The sequence below is a fragment of the Streptomyces sp. NPDC002643 genome, assembly GCF_053592555.1.
In genome coordinates, this window is sequence record NZ_JBSFVY010000017.1 from 150,411 (window position 1) to 165,672 (window position 15,262).

Sequence of the window (15,262 nt, forward strand, 5' to 3'; positions counted from 1 at the left end):
GTCGTCAGGATCGATCGGCCGTGCAACCGCCCACCCTGCGTGTGCTCAGCGCGATGTCGTCCATCCGCACGTCGTACGAGGCCGGAGTGGGCCCGGACTGGTACAGCTGCCACCCCAGCTTCAGCCTGTCGAAGGTCGGGAAGGTGAAGTCGTCGGTGGTGCCGCCGTGTTCGGTGGTGGAGACGGTGAGGTCGGGCTGTTCCATCCCGTCGAAGTAGACGGTGACGCGGTTGTCGGTGGCGTCGAGGTGGAACTCGGCGCAGGTCCACTTCGCGGCGGTGGCCGGGGCGGACGTTCGCCAGTTGGTCCAGTCGCCGGTCGGGCCCAGGTCCGAGCCGACGCCCCAGAAGTTGCCCTGGTCGGTGGGGGCGTACTGGCCGCCGAGGGGGCGGACCAGGGTGGGGGAGTCGGTGCCGGAGGCTTCCGCGAGGGTCCAGTGGGCCCAGTCGGGGGCCGTGGGGAACTCGGCGACGCGCAGGCGCACCCGGGCCCAGAAGCTGTTGCCGGGCGGGGCCAGGTCGGGGAAGACGACGAAGGCCCGGCCGTTCCCTTCCGTCCGGATACGGAGTTCACGGCCGCGTCCGTCGGCGCTGGGCTCGACGCTCAGCGTGCCGTTGGAGGTGTCCGTGGTCCAGCCCCGGCCCTGGGTCACCGGGCCGAGGGGGAGGCGGTCGAAGTTCTCCCGCACGAGGTTCTTGCCGTACGGCCCGCTCAGGGTCTGTGGGGCGCCCGCATCGTGCGAGGCGGTCGTTGCCGAGGCAGTGGGGGGTATCGCGATCAGGATCGCGGCCGCGGCCGACAGCGCGGCGGCGGCTTTCCTCAGGGAGTTCATGGCCGCAGTCTGTAACCAACCGCCCCATCCGTCACGAACGTTGCGCGCTATCCGGCCAACGGCGATCTGTCCCACCTCGTTGTCAGTGCCTCCCCTTACTGTCCTCCCATGGCAACGGTGACCTTCGTCGATGAGACGACCAGTGGGGTGCGGGGCGAGAGCCGGTGGCTTGATATCGCCGAGGAGCGGGTGTCCGTGGGGGAGTTGATACGGCGACGGGTGTTTCAGGAGGTCGCCGAGTTCCATGCGCGGAACCGGCCCGACGAGGTGTTCCAGGGGCTGGTGCGGCCCGAGGACACCGAGCGGGTGCTCAACGGGTATGCCCTGCGGACGCCTCGGCGGATCGACGCCGAGAAGCAGGCCGCGCTCGCGCTCAAGGCGTTCGCCGGTAATGGGTTTCTCGTGCTCGTGGGGGATCGGCAGGTCACCGAGATCGACGAGGAGATCGACCTCGCCCTCGGTACCGAGGTCACGTTCCTGAAGCTCGTGCCGCTGGTGGGGGGATGACGATGGGGCATGTGCAGAGGACCAAGGAGATCATCCGGCAGCACGCCGCCGACGGTGACATGGACGCGCTCGCCGTCGGCCTGCTGAAGGCCGCGATCGTGAACCGCGGCAACTGGACCGGCCTCTGGGAACGGGTGCTGGACGAACTGCGCCTGCTGCCGGCCGAGATCCGCGCGGCGCTCGGCGACGCGTTGGTGGTGCGGTACCACGCGGAGGCGGCTGGGCCGGTCGCCCAGGACAACGCCCTGACCCTGCTCGGCATGGTCTCCCACGGGCTGCCGGGTGACAGGCTCCCCGATGAGCGGCGGCGGAAGCTCGACGAACTCGGCCTCCGGTTCTCCCTGTGGATCGGAGACCGCCACGAGGGCCTCGCCGAGGCCGAGTTGGCCACCGGCCGCCCCCTCGCCCCCGCCGTCGTGGCCGTCTTCCGCCGCGCGGCGCTGGAGGATTACCAGTCCCCCGAGCTGAAGGCCCTGGCAAAGAAGTTCACCCACCCGGTCGTCAACGTCGGCGAGGAGTGGGCCGAGCAGGCCGACCGGGACGCCTCCGACCCGGACATCCACGCGCTGCTCGCCCATGCCACCACGGCCACGGCCGCCAAACCAACCGCCAAGTGGGACCAGCGGGCCCGCCCCCTCGTCGACGCCGTCGGCGCCGACCGGGTCCGCGCCGTCGTGCTGTCCTGGTTCACCCTCGTCGGCCGCCCCCGCACCATCCCGCTGGAGCGCCAGCCCTACGAGCCCGACGTCAACAACGCCTACGACCCCTACAACGCCAACGCCCTGCGCGGCCTCGCCTGGCTGCTCTCCCTGCTCCCACCGCACCCCGAGACGGCCCGTGCCCTCGGCGCGCTCGTGGAGACCTCGCTCAAGAAGGTCGCGGGGCTCGGGCCCCGCAACCCCAAGGTCGCCAACGCCGGAGTCGTCGCCCTCTCCCGGATCGCCGACGACAGCGCCCTCGCCGAACTGGCCCGGCTCGCCACCCGCGTCACCTACAAGAACACCGCCAAGCTCCTCGACACCGCCCTCACCGCCCGCGCCACCGCCCTCGGGCTCAGCAGGGACGAGATCGAGGAGCTGGCCGTCCCGGCGTACGGGCTCACCGAGGTGGGCCATACGACGCATCGGTTCGGGGAGGTCACCGCCCGTATCGACGTCCAGGGCACCCGGGCCGTGCTCAGCTGGCGCAACGCCTCCGGCAAGGCCGTCAAGAGCGTGCCCGCCGTCGTACGGAACGAGCACACCGACGAGTTGAAGGAACTCAAGGCCGCCGTCAAGGACATCGACAAGATGCTCACCGCGCAGAGCGAGCGGCTGGACCGGCAGTTCCTCGCCCGGCGGACCTGGGAGTACGGGGCCTGGCGGGAGCGGTATCTCGACCATCCGCTCGTGGGGACGCTCGCCCGCCGGCTGCTGTGGACCGTGGACGGTACGACGGTCGGGTTCGCCGACGGTGAGCTGCGTACGCTCGATGACAGCCCGCTGCCCGGGCCGACAGCCGGCACCGAAGCCGCCGCCGGCGAACCGCGCACCCTCGACGGCGCCCCCGCCCCCGAGAGCGGCGAGGTCGAGTTGTGGCACCCCGTCGGCCGCGACCCCTCCGAGGTCGTGGCCTGGCGGGACTGGCTGGAGCGGCACGGCATCACCCAGCCCTTCAAGCAGGCCCACCGCGAGGTGTATCTGCTCACCGACGCCGAGCGCGCGACCGGCACGTACTCCAACCGCTTCGCGGCGCACATCCTGCGTCAGCACCAGTTCAACTCCCTCGCCGCGATCCGGGGCTGGCGCAACAGACTGCGGCTGAGCGTCGACGACGTCGCCCCGCCCGCCACCCGCGAACTGCCGCGGTGGGGGCTGCGCGCCGAGTACTGGATCGAGGGCGACGGGCATGAGTTCGGTGAGGATCTCACCGACTCCGGCAGCTTTCTGCGGCTGCGGACCGACCAGGTCCGCTTCTATCCGATCGAGGCTCCCGAGAACCAGGCGCCCTGCTGGGGAGGCGCGTACTCGATGTGGCTGCGGGACGGCCAACACCCGTTCGACCCGGTCCCCCTCACCGACATCCCCCCGCTCGTCCTCTCCGAAGTCCTGCGCGACGTCGACCTGTTCGTGGGCGTCGCGAGCGTCGGCAACGACCCGACCTGGCAGGACGGCGGGCCCGGCGGCCGGTTCCGCGAGTACTGGACGTCGTACGGCTTCGGGGAGCTGAACGAGAGCGCCGAGACCCGCCGGGTCCTCCTGGAACGGCTGATACCCCGGCTCGCGATCGCCGACCGGTGCACGGTCGAAGGGCGGTTCCTGCACGTCAAGGGGGAGTTGCACACGTACAGGATTCATCTGGGTTCGGGGAACATCCTGATGTCGCCGAACGACCGGTATCTGTGCATCGTTCCCGGGAACCGAAACACCACGACCGGCTATCTCCCCTTCGAGGGCGACCGCATGCTCGCGGTCATCCTCAGCAAAGCGATGCTGCTCGCCAAGGACACGGAGATCACGGACCCGACGATCCTCAGCCAACTGTGAACGCCAGGTGTGACCGCGAGGTAACAACTTCTCTCCGGGGCCACTTCTCCTGCAATATGACGGACAGCCCATAACGCTCGACCAATCAACGCGCAGGAGTCAGTACCGTGACCGAGCAGCCCCAGCAGCCCGCTCAGCCCCCGCAGCCGCCGCAGCCCGGATACGGGTACCCCAACCAGGCTCCGGGACAGGCGCCGGGGGCCAATCCGTACGGCACCCCGCCGAGCGCGGACCCGTACGGCGCCCAGCAGGCCGGTGACCCGTACGGCGCCCAGGGCGGTTACCAGCAGCCGGGTGCCGCGCCGGGCTACGGCTACCCGGCGGGGGCTCAGCCGGGCTATGGCTACCAGGCGCCTCCGACGCCCGGCGGCGCGTACACGGGTGACCCCAACGCCCCCTACGGGTACGACCCCTACGGCCGGCCGTACTCCGACAAGTCGAAGATCGTCGCGGGTATCCTCTCGCTCTTCCTGGGCTCCTTCGGCGTCGGCCGCTTCTACCTCGGCCATGTCGGTCTCGGCCTGGGTCAGCTCTTCACCTGCGGTGGCTTCGGCATCTGGGCCCTGATCGACGGCATCGTCCTGCTCACCAGCAGCAACACCACCGACTCCAACGGGCGTGTCCTGCGTGGCTGAGCGCGGCCCCCAGCTCCTCCGGCATCCGGCGACGGCCCCGCTCGCGGTGGCCGCCGCCGGGCTGGCGGGCGCCGCCTATCTGTACGGCACCAACCCGCATGAGCCGAGCCATCTGCTGCCGCAGTGCCCGTTCCGCTATGTCACGGGGCTGCTCTGCCCCGCCTGCGGCGGCACCCGCATGGTGTACGACCTGATGCACGGCCACTTCGCCGCCGCCTGGCACGACAACAGGGCGCTGCTCCTCGCCGCCCCCTTCGCCCTGGCCCTGCTGGGCCGTTGGGCCGTGGAGGGCCTGCGCGGACGCCGCTGGCGCCCCCGTCTCAAGCCCCGCACCCAGGCCGCGATCCTCGCCCTCGCCGTGACATGGACGGTCCTCCGCAACCTCCGCTGAGCCGAGACGGGTCGGCCTCCCTTCCCTTTTCCCGACCCCGTAAATCCCTTACGTGACCTTTATGTCGAGGACTTGTGGCAACTTGGCTGGAACCGTGTCACGGAACAGGAACGATCGTCCGAACCCCCTCCCGTCGGCCCGCCGCTCTCCATACGCTGCAACGGCAACAGGGGGGATGACGGGGGATACGTCGTGCTCGCAGGGTGCCGGTGTTCGCCGTACCCACTCGGTGTCCGGTATCGCCGCGCCTTCCCTCCTGGAATCCCCCCGAGGCGAATCCGCCTCGGTCTTTCAGTCAGTACTTCCAGGAGCAACTTTCATGACCGTCCCCACCCCTGACGCCCCGTTCGGTTACGACCCGCAGGGCCGTCCGTACTCCGACAAGTCGAAGATCGTCGCCGGCATCCTGCAGCTCTTCCTGGGCGGCCTCGGCATCGGCCGCTTCTACGTGGGCAACGCCGGTGTGGGTGTCGCACAGCTCCTCACCTGCGGTGGCTTCGGCATCTGGGCGCTGATCGACGGCATCATCTTCCTCACCAGCAACGACCGCACCGACTCCCAGGGTCGTGTGCTGCGCGGCTGAGCCCGGCGCTCACCGGCTCGGCGTCACAGTGACACCGCACAAGTGACACCGTGACACGGCAAGAATGCTGAGGGCCCCGCTCCGATCCCGGAGCGGGGCCCTCAGCATGTACCACCTGGGAGATCAGTAGCGGCGCGTGATCAGCGCCCGCTTGACCTCCTGGATCGCCTTGGTGACCTCGATGCCACGCGGGCAGGCGTCCGTGCAGTTGAACGTGGTGCGGCAACGCCACACGCCGTCACGGTCGTTGAGGATCTCCAGACGCTGCTCACCGGCCTCGTCACGCGAGTCGAAGATGAAGCGGTGGGCGTTGACGATCGCGGCCGGACCGAAGTACTGGCCGTCGTTCCAGAACACCGGGCACGACGAGGTGCAGGCGGCGCACAGGATGCACTTCGTGGTGTCGTCGAACCGCTCGCGGTCCTCGGCGGTCTGGAACCGCTCACGCGTGGGCTCGTTGGTGTCCTTCGTGATCAGGAAGGGCATCACGTCCCGGTACGCCTGGAAGAACGGCTCCATGTCCACGACCAGGTCCTTCAGGACCGTGAGGCCCTTGATGGGCTCGATCGTGATCGGCTTCTCGGGGTTGATGTCCTTGATGAGGGTCTTGCAGGCAAGACGGTTCCTGCCGTTGATCCTCATCGCGTCCGAGCCGCAGATGCCGTGCGCGCAGGAGCGACGGAACGTCAGCGTGCCGTCCAGATCCCACTTGATCTTGTGGAGACCGTCGAGCACACGCTCCTTCGGGTCGATCTCCAGCTGGAAGTCCTGCCACTCCGCGTCCGCCGACACCTCGGGGTTGAAGCGGCGCACCCGGAAGGTGACCGTGATGTACGGGGAGGCCTTGGCCTCCGCCTCGACCTTGTCCAGAACAGGGGTAGCCATCAGTACTTACGCTCCATCGGCTGGTAGCGCGTCTGGACGACCGGCTTGTAGTCGAGGCGGACGGTCTCGGTGCCGTCGTCGCCGACCTCGCGGTACGCCATGGTGTGACGCATGAAGTTGACGTCGTCGCGGTTGGGATAGTCCTCGCGGTAGTGACCGCCGCGGGACTCCTTGCGGGCGAGGGCGGAGACGGCCATGACCTCGGCGAGGTCGAGCAGGTTGCCCAGCTCGATGGCCTCAAGGAGGTCGGTGTTGAACCGCTTGCCCTTGTCCTGGATCGCCACGTTCTTGTAGCGCTCGCGCAGCTCGGTGATCTTCTCGACCGCCGTCTTGATGGTCTGCTCGGTGCGGAACACCATGACGTTGGCGTCCATGGTCTCCTGCAGCTCACGACGGAGGTCCGCCACGCGCTCGTTGCCCGTGGAGGCGCGCAGCCGCTCGATCTGCTCGACGACCAGGGACTCCGGGTCCTCCGGCAGCTCGACGAAGTCGGCCTTCTGGCTGTACTCCGCCGCCGCGATACCGGCCCGCCGCCCGAAGACGTTGATGTCCAGGAGGCTGTTGGTGCCCAGGCGGTTGGCGCCGTGCACCGACACACACGCGACCTCACCGGCCGCGTACAGACCCGGGACGACGGTGGTGTTGTCGCTCAGGACCTCACCCTCGACGTTCGTCGGGATGCCGCCCATGGCGTAGTGCGCGGTCGGCTGGATCGGGATCGGGTCCGTGTACGGCTCGATACCGAGGTACGTCCGCGCGAACTCGGTGATGTCCGGGAGCTTGGCGTCCAGCTGCTCCGGCGGGAGGTGGGTGAGGTCGAGGTAGACGTGGTCGCCCTCGGGGCCACAGCCGCGGCCCTCGCGGATCTCCGTGTAGATGGAGCGGGAGACGACGTCACGGGACGCGAGGTCCTTCATGACCGGCGCGTACTTCTCCATGAAGCGCTCGCCGTCCTTGTTGCGGAGGATGCCGCCCTCACCGCGGGCGCCCTCCGTCAGCAGGATGCCCATGCGCCAGATGCCGGTCGGGTGGAACTGGAAGAACTCCATGTCCTCCAACGGCAGCCCACGCCGGTACACGGCCGCCTGGCCGTCACCGGTCAGCGTGTGCGCGTTCGACGTCACCTTGAAGAACTTGCCGCAGCCGCCGGACGCGTAGATCACGGCCTTCGCCTGGAAGACGTGGATCTCACCGGTCGCCAGCTCGTACGCCACGACACCGGCGGACTTCTTGACGCCGTCGACCTCGGTGATCAGCTGGTCCAGGACGTAGAACTCGTTGAAGAACTCCACGCCGTGCTTGACGCAGTTCTGGTACAGCGTCTGGAGGATCATGTGGCCGGTGCGGTCGGCCGCGTAGCAGGACCGGCGGACCGGCGCCTCACCGTGGTTGCGGGAGTGACCGCCGAAGCGGCGCTGGTCGATCGTGCCGTTCGGGGTGCGGTTGAACGGCAGACCCATCTTCTCCAGGTCGAGGACGGAGTCGATGGCCTCCTTCGCCAGGATCTCGGCGGCGTCCTGGTCGACCAGGTAGTCACCGCCCTTGACCGTGTCGAAGGTGTGCCACTCCCAGTTGTCCTCCTCCACGTTGGCGAGCGCGGCGGCCATACCGCCCTGCGCGGCGCCCGTGTGGGAGCGGGTGGGGTACAGCTTGGTCAGCACGGCGGTGCGGCTGCGCTTCGTGGACTCGATGGCCGCGCGCATACCGGCGCCACCGGCGCCGACGATGACGGTGTCGTACTTGTGGATCTTCATGGTGGTTGCCTCAGCCCCGTGCCTAGCGGATGTTCGGGTCGAAGGTGAAGATCACCAGCGTGCCCAGCAGGATGGTGAACACCGTGGCGGTGTAGAGCAGGCCCTTCAGCCACAGCCGGGTGTTCGCGCGCTCCGCGTAGTCGTTGATGACCGTGCGCAGGCCGTTGGCGCCGTGCAGCATCGCGAGCCACAGCATCAGCAGGTCCCAGACCTGCCAGAACGGGGACGCCCAGCGGCCGGCGACGAACGCGAAGCCGATCTTGGAGACGCCGCCGTCGAGGACGAGCTGGATGACCAGGTGGCCGATGACCAGGACGACCAGGAGGATGCCGGACAGCCGCATGAACAGCCAGGCGGCCATCTCGAAGTTGCCGCGGGTCGTCCGGGGGGTCTTCTTGGTGCGCTTGCGGGGCGGCTCGATGACCGGGGCCGGGTTGTCCGGGCCGTAGCCCGCCAGCGCGCCGGTGCCCTCGACGGGGCCGATGCCGGAAGCGGTGGTCTCAGTGGTGGACATCTGCCTCAGCTCCCGAAGACTTCACGAACGGCGTGGCCGAGGACGGGGTACAGGGCCCCGAGCATCAGCGCCAGCCAGACGCCGACGACGATCCAGAGCATCTTCTTCTGGTGGCGCGGGCCGTTCGACCAGAAGTCGACGGCGATCACCCGAAGACCGTTCAGCGCGTGGAAGAGGATCGCGGCGACGAGGCCGTACTCCAGCAGCGCGACGAGGGGCGTCTTGTACGTGGCCACGACCTTGTCGTAGGCCTCGGGGGAGACACGGACGAGAGCGGTGTCCAGCACGTGTACGAACAGGAAGAAGAAGATGAGGACGCCGGTGACTCGGTGAGCCACCCAGGACCACATTCCTTCCCGGCCGCGGTACAGCGTTCCAGCCGGCACGGAAGAACCCTCCGGGAGCGGGGATTGGGGCCGGCCGGCTTTCTGTGTCGGTCTGACCCGGCCGGGTACGGTCCACCGGCCCCGGCCATGTTAGCGATGCCGCGGCGCTTGGCTTAAGCGGGGTGCCTAATGGCTCGGGGGTTCTGGTTGTTTGGCGGGTGCGGGTGTGTTGTGGCTGGTCGCGCCCCGCGGCGGAGCCGCAGATGTCACAGCCCCGCGCCCCTTTTTTCGGGCTTCGCCCTCAGAATTTGCTGCTCAGCCTTGTTCTCGCCAGGCGGCGTAGTTCCTCTGATACCACCATGCGCTCCTCCTCCGGGTCGTTTGACAATCGTGACCTGATCGCTTCCAGGGAGTGGTTGAGGAGTTCGGTTGGTGGGGTTTTGTCCAGGGCGATCACGAAGACGTGGCCGAAGCGGGCCTCGTAGGCGGCGTGGGCGGCGTTGAGGGCCGTGTGGGCCACGCCGTAGGTGTCGTCCGGGAGGGTGGGGAGGGACTCGCCGGCCAGGGCTTCGGCCAGGTCGGACGGGGTCAGGTCGTAGGCGGCCTCGTCGGAGGCGGCCAGGAGGGAGCCCAGGTCGGGGTAGGGGCGGTGGGCGGTGAGGCGGTCGGCCCAGCGGAGGCTGCGCAGGCAGGTGAGGAGGGTGTGCTGCGCCGCGCGGGCGGGGGCTTCGTTGAACGCCTTCAGGGCCGAAGGGCTCGGGGCCTGCTCCGGTACGGGTAGGGCTACGTGGCCGGGGAGATGCGGGAGACGGTGCGGAGGCAGCGTGGGTCCTCGGCGGTGCGTAGGGGGTGGCGGGGCAGGGTGTGCGAGATGGGCCACCACGTTATCGAGGCGGGTCATGGGCTGTCCGTTCGATGCCCGAAATTCACCTGTACGGGGGAGTTTCGGAACCTGTGGTGGACTGATGGGGTGCGGGGACGTCGTAGGTTCGAGAGGAACGTTTCGGGGAGGCGCGGGGGCCGCTTCGGAACATCGGGCGTATCGGGTGTGAGGAAGGGTGCGAGATGTGGCGGACGGTGACCGGGGGCATGTCGTGAGCCGTGGTCGGCGCCGGGCCCCTGATGGGAAGACGGCGATCACCTCGAAAGGGTTGCTCCTCGGCGCGGGTGTCGCCGTGGCGGGTGGTGCGGTCGCGGTGGCCGCGACCGTGTGGCCCGGCGGGGAGACGGGTGTGCCCAGCGGGTCGGAGCCCTCCCGGGCGCGGTCGTCCGTGGGCGCGGCGGCCGAGGCGCAGCCCTCGCCCTCTCCGTCGCCCACGCGCTCGTATCCGCTGTCGAAGGCCCCGCGCACCATTCCGGCCGTGCGCGAGCACGAGGCCGCGCGCGGGCCCGGCTGGAAACCGTCCAAGGGGGCCCGGGTCGTCGTCAACGGCGATGCGCTGGCCGACGAGGGGCGGCTGACCGCCGATGAGCTGGGGCTGTCGTACGCGGGGAAGGCGGCGCCCCGGGACGGGGACGTGGAGCTGGTGCTCAGCGGGTCGGGGACGTCCGGCTCGGAGGCGTACACGATGACCGTGAAGGGCGGCCGGGTGCGGATCGCCGCGCCCGCCGAGGCGGGGGTCTTCTACGGGACCCGCACCCTGAAGCAGGAGGTGCGCGGCGGCCGGACGGCGCCGGAGGGCGTCGTACGGGACGAGCCGGCCAAGCCGCAGCGCGGGTTCATGCTCGACATCGCCCGCAAGCACTTCACGGCCGACTGGATCGAGGACCGCATCCGTGAGCTGGGCGACCTCAAGTACAACCAGCTCGGGCTGCACTTCTCCGACGACCAGGGCTTCCGGATCGAGTCCAGCACCCATCCCGAGGTGGTGTCCCAGCAGCATCTGACCAAGGCCCAGGTGAAGGACATCCTGGCTCTCGCCGAGAGCCGGCACATCGAGGTCGTGCCGGAGATCGACTCGCCGGGGCATCTGGGGGCCGTGATCGCCGGGAACCCGGAGTTGCAGCTGGTGAACGCCTCCGGGGTGGCCGCGCGGGGTGCCGTCGACATCTCGAAGCCGGAGGCCGCCGAGGTCGTCGACGAGTTGCTCGATGAGTACGCGGATCTGTTCCGGGGGCGGAACTGGCATCTCGGGGGCGACGAGTACCGGGCGCTGATGGTGTCGAACCCCGAGGCGTCGTATCCGCAGCTGGCCACCGCCGCGCGGCAGAAGTACGGCGCCGGGGCGACCGTCGCCGACCTCGCCACCGGCTGGCTGAACGACCGGGCGAAGGTCATGCTCGGCCATGACCGGACCGTACGGGCCTGGAACGACGGGTTCTTCCGGGGCGGGTCGGTGCAGGCGGCGAAGGAGATCCAGGTCGCCTACTGGACCGGCAAGGAGATCGGGGCCCGGCAGCCGGTGGAGTATCTGAGCGCCGGGCGGCAGGTCGTGAACTACAACGACGAGTTCCTGTACTACGTCCTCGGCGAGCCCAACCAGTTCTTCTATCCGACCGGGCAGCGCATCTACGAGCAGTGGACGCCGAGGGTGCTGCGCAAGACCGCCGCCGTGCCCGCGCAGTACGACGATCAGATCCTCGGTGGTGTCTTCGCCGTCTGGTGCGACCTCGCCGACCGGCAGACCGAGGCGCAGGTGGCGGCCGGGGTGCGGATGCCGCTGCGGGCGCTCTCCCAGAAGCTGTGGGACGCGCGGAAGCCGGGGATGACCTGGGCGGAGTTCCGGACGCTGGCGGGCGAGGTGAGCTGATTTCCCCGGCGTCGGGGACGCGGCTTCTCCGGGACCGGGGACGGCTTCTCCGACGCAGGAGAGCGGCTTCTCCGGCGCAGGGGAACGGCTTCTCCGATGCGCGGGCAAACGGGTGGACGGGTGAGGTGTCCGAACCGTATGTTCCGCATGTTCTGATCGCCGAGCGTGAAGGTCTGGGGAGGACCCCGTTCGGCTCACTCGCGACGTATGTGATCTACGCGAACTACGCGACCTACACGGGGGGCTTCATCCATGACCTGTCTGCGCTGTGCCCGCTTCGAAGCGGCGCCCGACGGTGTGCTGTGCCGGGCCTGCGAGGCGGCGGACGCGCATCCGGGCACCCGTCCGGGCCCGGCGGGCGGGCTGCCGCAGGCTCCGCCGTTCACGGCCGGCGTCCCGGCCGCCAAGGGGGCCTGGCTGCAGTCGCCGGTGGGGCTCGGACGGGCCGCGGCGATCCTGATCGGGGTGGTCGCCCTCACCGACCTGGCCGCCGTGTGGGCGGACCTGAACATGCTCGACGTCCTGGGCAGGATCGTGGACGGCGAGTACGGGGTGGCCCTGGAGGAGGACGCCGACCGGGCCGACCAGATCTACGGGATGACCGGAATCGCCCAGTTCGTCACCTACCTCGCCTCGGCGGTCGTCTTCCTGATCTGGTTCCACCGGGTGCGGGTCAACGCCGAGGTTTTCGAACCGTTCGGGCACCGGAAGAAGCGGGGCTGGGCGATCGGTGGCTGGTTCGTGCCGGTGGTGAACCTGTGGTTCCCGCGCCGGATCGCCCTCGACAGCTGGGACGCCAGCGGCCCCTGGGGCAGGCCCCGTTCGCATGCGCTCGTCAACGCCTGGTGGACGATGTGGCTGATCAGCGGGGTCGCGAGCCAGGTCAGCTGGCGGGCCTACCGCGCCGCCGAGACGCCCGAGGAGATCCACTCGGCCACCGAGCAGGTCCTGTTCGCCGATGCCGTCGAGATCCCGAGCGCCGTGCTCGCCGTCCTCTTCATCCTGACGCTCACCCGGATGCAGGACGACAAGGCCCGCAGCGGCCCGCGTGCGCCGGAGCCCGCCGCCGTCTGACGCCCGCCCTGGCGTCGCGCCACCCACCCGGACCGCCTCCGCGCAACCGTGCGGATGGCGGCATTCCGGGCGCGAACTCCCGTACGGCTGTGGTGTATTCCCGGCATGGGGTTCTGGGGGTACTACGTCGTCGGCCGCAGCGAGCGACCCCTCGCCGAACTGCGCACGCTGGCCGGGGCCGAGGATCTGCGGTTCTGGCGGCACGCGGCCGACGGATGGCAGCTCTGGGTCTACCCGACGGGCATGGACGAGGACGCCGGTGACGTCGGGAACATGAACACGCTCGCCCTGGAGACCGGGGCGCCCGCGCTGTTCGGCTTCGTCATGGGCAGCGAGTGCGTGGTCGTCGAGGCCGCCGGGCCGGAGAGCGGGGCGTGGACGACCTGTCTGGCCCGTCGCGCCATGGCCCGCTGTCTCGGCGACGGCGACGGCGACGGCGACGGTGACGGTGACGGTGACGGCGGTGAGGGTCGCTCCGTCGACGACTACTTTCTGCAACCACATGACGCCGCCGAGCGGGCCGTCGCCTGGGCGGCCGAGGCGGGCCGGACCGTCGTCGAACGCTCACTCGTCGACGTGCTGACCTCGGAACCTGGACCGGCGGACCCGTTGGCTGAAAACATCCTCTTCCGACTGCTCGACCGGCTCGGGGTCATGCCTCTGTGACACCCCCGGACCGTCGCACACGGTAAGGGGAAGTGTGGGCTCCGTATAGCTGCGGGCTCGGTGGGGCGGGTTCGGTGGGGATACGAGCGGGATCGAGGGGGGTCGAGTGGGGCCTCGGCGAGATCGAGGGAGGGCGTGATGAGCCTGGTGAAACTGATCGCCCAGGCCGACGAGCGTGGCCTGGCGGCAACCGGGTTGGCTTGTTTGGACCGCTGTGTACCGCTTCTCGGAGGCGACGACGAGACCCTGCGCCCCCTGTGGGCCGGACTGGTGGAGGGGGGTGAGTGGGGGGAGCGGGTGACGAAGGCACGGGGTGAGCTGGAGGCCGCCGCTTCGGCTGCCGCCGCCGCTTCCGGTGCCACGGCCCCTTCCTCCGTTGCCGAGGAGGCCGACGACGACGTCGTGGCGCTCGCCCGGCGCATCCTCGGCGGGATTCCCCAGGAGTGGTCCGCCGATGTGCTCCGTGCGTGGGCCGAGACGAGTTCCGTCGCCGCCCTGCGCATCCATCAGCTGCTGGACCCCCTGGACAGGGGGACCCTCGACTCCGTGGCGGCCTGCCGCGAGGGCGGCACCGAGGGCGTCGGCCACCTCGTCGGCTCCGAACTGCGACGCCAGATGATCATCCTCGAACTCCTCGCGGCCCATGGCACCGCCGGTGTCCGCCAGGCACTCGACGTGTCCACGGAGGGACGACGGGTCCTGCGCGCGGTCGTGTCGCGCCGGGCTCGGCGGAGGTAGGCGGGGCCGGGCCTGGGGTGCCCCCGCAGTCGCGCCGGGCGCGGCGCGAACCTCGGGCGGCGCCCGACGCGCGGCGCGAACTCGCCCGACGCGCGGAGTGGACCTCGGGGCGGCGCTCGGCGCGAGCCTCGACGTGCGGCGCGAGCCTCGCGTGACACCTGGCGCGGCACTCGGCGCGAGCTTCGTGCGGGGTAGACCTCGGGGTGGCGCCCGGCGGCGCCCGACGGTTGGCGCGAGCCTCGGGGCGGCTCGGCGTGCGTCTCGTCGGCGCCCGGCGCGAGCCTCGCCCGACACCCCGCGCGGCGCCCGGCGTGAGCCTCGCGTGGGTATACCTCGCGGTGGCGCCCCAGGCGTAAACCTCGTTTCTGAGCGGGTCCTGTGGGTGTCCTGGGGCGGGGTGTGGTGGTCCTGCACCGGTGTGGCGCACGCGCCGCATTCGTGTGACATCCGGCGCGGGCCGCGCGCTTTCCCCAGTGTGAGCGCACAGCAGACATTCGGTTCCGTCACCTTTCCACGCACCGTTCGAAGCGTGCCGAAGCCCGTGCGGTGGGCCGCGGACGCCGTCACGACGATGCGGGAGGGGGCGCGGGTACGCCTCGACTACTCGGCGCGAAGTCTGTGGCGGGTCGACCGCGTGATCGAGGAGATACGCGGCGAAGGCACCCCGTACGCCGCCGTCGAGGGGGTGCTGCGGGGCTTCGGGGCGTACGCCGGGGAGGTCGTCGTGAGGTGCGCCGGGGGTGAGTGGGTGGAGTCGGGCGGCGGCCACTGGGTTCGCACCCGGGACGGCCGCTTCTGGGACCCCTTCGACGAGGCCCGCCGCTGCTTCGAGGGCGACGGCTCGCTCCGGCTGCTGTGCCGGGACGCGATGACGTCCGGGACGTGAGGGGCACGGCGGAGCGTACGGCGGCGGAACACGGGTCCGGGCCCGGCGAGGGCGTCGGTGCGGCCGTGGTACCGGGAGCCGGGGTCGGCGTGGGCGCGGCGGCGGCATCCGGAGTCGGGATCGGCGGCGGTGGCGCGGCCGGTGGCTGTGACACTTCCGCGCGGCCCGACGCAGATGGCCATGGGGACCCTGACCC

Annotated in this window: 16 protein-coding genes; 10 read left to right on the plus strand and 6 right to left on the minus strand. The window is 70.2% G+C overall.

All coding sequences use genetic code 11. From position 1 onward, the window contains the following. Positions 1–4 precede the first annotated feature (4 nt). Positions 5–832 carry a hypothetical protein gene (locus tag ACWD4G_RS25820; protein ID WP_451297268.1) on the minus strand — a complete coding sequence of 276 codons (828 nt, stop codon included), beginning with the start codon at positions 830–832 and terminating at the stop codon, positions 5–7. A gap of 108 nt (positions 833–940) precedes the next feature. Between ACWD4G_RS25820 and ACWD4G_RS25825 the strand changes: the two genes are divergently transcribed. The 5 genes from ACWD4G_RS25825 to ACWD4G_RS25845 all read left to right on the plus strand — a co-directional run bounded on the left by ACWD4G_RS25825 (position 941) and on the right by ACWD4G_RS25845 (position 5,473). Then, positions 941–1,339 (plus strand): hypothetical protein, encoded by a 399-nt coding sequence (locus tag ACWD4G_RS25825; protein ID WP_451297270.1) that lies wholly within the window; start codon positions 941–943, stop codon positions 1,337–1,339. A gap of 2 nt (positions 1,340–1,341) precedes the next feature. Continuing rightward, a complete protein-coding gene (locus ACWD4G_RS25830) occupies positions 1,342–3,864 on the plus strand; it encodes a DUF4132 domain-containing protein (protein ID WP_451297272.1) in 2,523 nt (840 codons plus the stop codon). A gap of 107 nt (positions 3,865–3,971) precedes the next feature. Further along, the gene (locus ACWD4G_RS25835) at positions 3,972–4,499 is read left to right on the plus strand and encodes an NINE protein (protein WP_451297274.1); all 528 of its coding nucleotides are present in this window, start codon (positions 3,972–3,974) and stop codon (positions 4,497–4,499) included. Further along, complete coding sequence (locus ACWD4G_RS25840; protein WP_451297276.1) at positions 4,492–4,890, plus strand: DUF2752 domain-containing protein; 399 nt, start codon at positions 4,492–4,494, stop codon at positions 4,888–4,890. The genes ACWD4G_RS25835 and ACWD4G_RS25840 overlap by 8 nt, the downstream gene beginning before the upstream one ends. Positions 4,891–5,209: 319 nt before the next feature. Next, positions 5,210–5,473, plus strand: a complete 264-nt coding sequence (locus tag ACWD4G_RS25845) for a TM2 domain-containing protein (protein ID WP_451297278.1) — start codon at positions 5,210–5,212, stop codon at positions 5,471–5,473. Positions 5,474–5,596: 123 nt separating this feature from the next. On the opposite strand, the gene ACWD4G_RS25850 is transcribed toward ACWD4G_RS25845, so the two are convergent. The 5 genes from ACWD4G_RS25850 to ACWD4G_RS25870 all read right to left on the minus strand — a co-directional run bounded on the left by ACWD4G_RS25850 (position 5,597) and on the right by ACWD4G_RS25870 (position 9,853). Further along, positions 5,597–6,358 carry a succinate dehydrogenase iron-sulfur subunit gene (locus tag ACWD4G_RS25850; RefSeq protein WP_451297280.1) on the minus strand — a complete coding sequence of 254 codons (762 nt, stop codon included), beginning with the start codon at positions 6,356–6,358 and terminating at the stop codon, positions 5,597–5,599. Further along, positions 6,358–8,112, minus strand: a complete 1,755-nt coding sequence (gene sdhA, locus ACWD4G_RS25855; RefSeq protein WP_451297282.1) for a succinate dehydrogenase flavoprotein subunit — start codon at positions 8,110–8,112, stop codon at positions 6,358–6,360. Before sdhA ends, ACWD4G_RS25850 begins: the two co-directional genes overlap by 1 nt. A 22-nt stretch (positions 8,113–8,134) precedes the next feature. After that, a complete protein-coding gene (locus ACWD4G_RS25860) occupies positions 8,135–8,626 on the minus strand; it encodes a succinate dehydrogenase hydrophobic membrane anchor subunit (protein WP_451297284.1) in 492 nt (163 codons plus the stop codon). Positions 8,627–8,631: 5 nt separating this feature from the next. After that, the gene (gene sdhC / locus ACWD4G_RS25865) at positions 8,632–9,012 is read right to left on the minus strand and encodes a succinate dehydrogenase, cytochrome b556 subunit (RefSeq protein WP_451297286.1); all 381 of its coding nucleotides are present in this window, start codon (positions 9,010–9,012) and stop codon (positions 8,632–8,634) included. 241 nt (positions 9,013–9,253) lie between these two features. Next, positions 9,254–9,853, minus strand: a complete 600-nt coding sequence (locus tag ACWD4G_RS25870; RefSeq protein ID WP_451297288.1) for a 2-oxo-4-hydroxy-4-carboxy-5-ureidoimidazoline decarboxylase — start codon at positions 9,851–9,853, stop codon at positions 9,254–9,256. A 250-nt stretch (positions 9,854–10,103) separates the two neighbouring features. Here ACWD4G_RS25870 and ACWD4G_RS25875 point away from each other — a divergent pair, with 250 nt between their 5' ends. The 5 genes from ACWD4G_RS25875 (at position 10,104) to ACWD4G_RS25895 (ending at position 15,066) form a co-directional block, all read left to right on the plus strand. Then, complete coding sequence (locus ACWD4G_RS25875) at positions 10,104–11,702, plus strand: beta-N-acetylhexosaminidase (protein WP_451297412.1); 1,599 nt, start codon at positions 10,104–10,106, stop codon at positions 11,700–11,702. Between the two features lie 252 nt (positions 11,703–11,954). Then, on the plus strand, positions 11,955–12,776 hold the full coding sequence (locus ACWD4G_RS25880; RefSeq protein WP_451297290.1) for a DUF4328 domain-containing protein: 822 nt from the start codon (positions 11,955–11,957) through the stop codon (positions 12,774–12,776). Between the two features lie 105 nt (positions 12,777–12,881). Continuing rightward, complete coding sequence (locus tag ACWD4G_RS25885) at positions 12,882–13,442, plus strand: hypothetical protein (RefSeq protein WP_451297292.1); 561 nt, start codon at positions 12,882–12,884, stop codon at positions 13,440–13,442. A 138-nt stretch (positions 13,443–13,580) separates the two neighbouring features. After that, positions 13,581–14,180, plus strand: coding sequence for a hypothetical protein (locus ACWD4G_RS25890; RefSeq protein WP_451297294.1), 600 nt, complete (start codon positions 13,581–13,583; stop codon positions 14,178–14,180). A gap of 571 nt (positions 14,181–14,751) precedes the next feature. Further along, positions 14,752–15,066: a hypothetical protein gene (locus tag ACWD4G_RS25895; protein WP_451297414.1), complete on the plus strand. Its 315-nt coding sequence runs from the start codon at positions 14,752–14,754 to the stop codon at positions 15,064–15,066. Positions 15,067–15,262: the final 196 nt, after the last annotated feature.

Bases quoted from the DNA above. Each gene is read 5' to 3' on its own strand.
- ACWD4G_RS25820 (WP_451297268.1), bottom strand. From the start codon at position 832: ATGAACTCCCTGAGGAAAGCCGCCGCCGCGCTGTCGGCCGCGGCCGCG.
- ACWD4G_RS25825 (WP_451297270.1), top strand. From the start codon at position 941: ATGGCAACGGTGACCTTCGTCGATGAGACGACCAGTGGGGTGCGGGGC.
- ACWD4G_RS25830 (WP_451297272.1), top strand. From the start codon at position 1,342: ATGGGGCATGTGCAGAGGACCAAGGAGATCATCCGGCAGCACGCCGCC.
- ACWD4G_RS25845 (WP_451297278.1), top strand. From the start codon at position 5,210: ATGACCGTCCCCACCCCTGACGCCCCGTTCGGTTACGACCCGCAGGGC.
- ACWD4G_RS25850 (WP_451297280.1), bottom strand. From the start codon at position 6,358: ATGGCTACCCCTGTTCTGGACAAGGTCGAGGCGGAGGCCAAGGCCTCC.
- sdhA (WP_451297282.1), bottom strand. From the start codon at position 8,112: ATGAAGATCCACAAGTACGACACCGTCATCGTCGGCGCCGGTGGCGCC.
- ACWD4G_RS25860 (WP_451297284.1), bottom strand. From the start codon at position 8,626: ATGTCCACCACTGAGACCACCGCTTCCGGCATCGGCCCCGTCGAGGGC.
- ACWD4G_RS25870 (WP_451297288.1), bottom strand. From the start codon at position 9,853: ATGACCCGCCTCGATAACGTGGTGGCCCATCTCGCACACCCTGCCCCG.
- ACWD4G_RS25880 (WP_451297290.1), top strand. From the start codon at position 11,955: ATGACCTGTCTGCGCTGTGCCCGCTTCGAAGCGGCGCCCGACGGTGTG.
- ACWD4G_RS25885 (WP_451297292.1), top strand. From the start codon at position 12,882: ATGGGGTTCTGGGGGTACTACGTCGTCGGCCGCAGCGAGCGACCCCTC.
- ACWD4G_RS25890 (WP_451297294.1), top strand. From the start codon at position 13,581: ATGAGCCTGGTGAAACTGATCGCCCAGGCCGACGAGCGTGGCCTGGCG.
- ACWD4G_RS25895 (WP_451297414.1), top strand. From the start codon at position 14,752: ATGCGGGAGGGGGCGCGGGTACGCCTCGACTACTCGGCGCGAAGTCTG.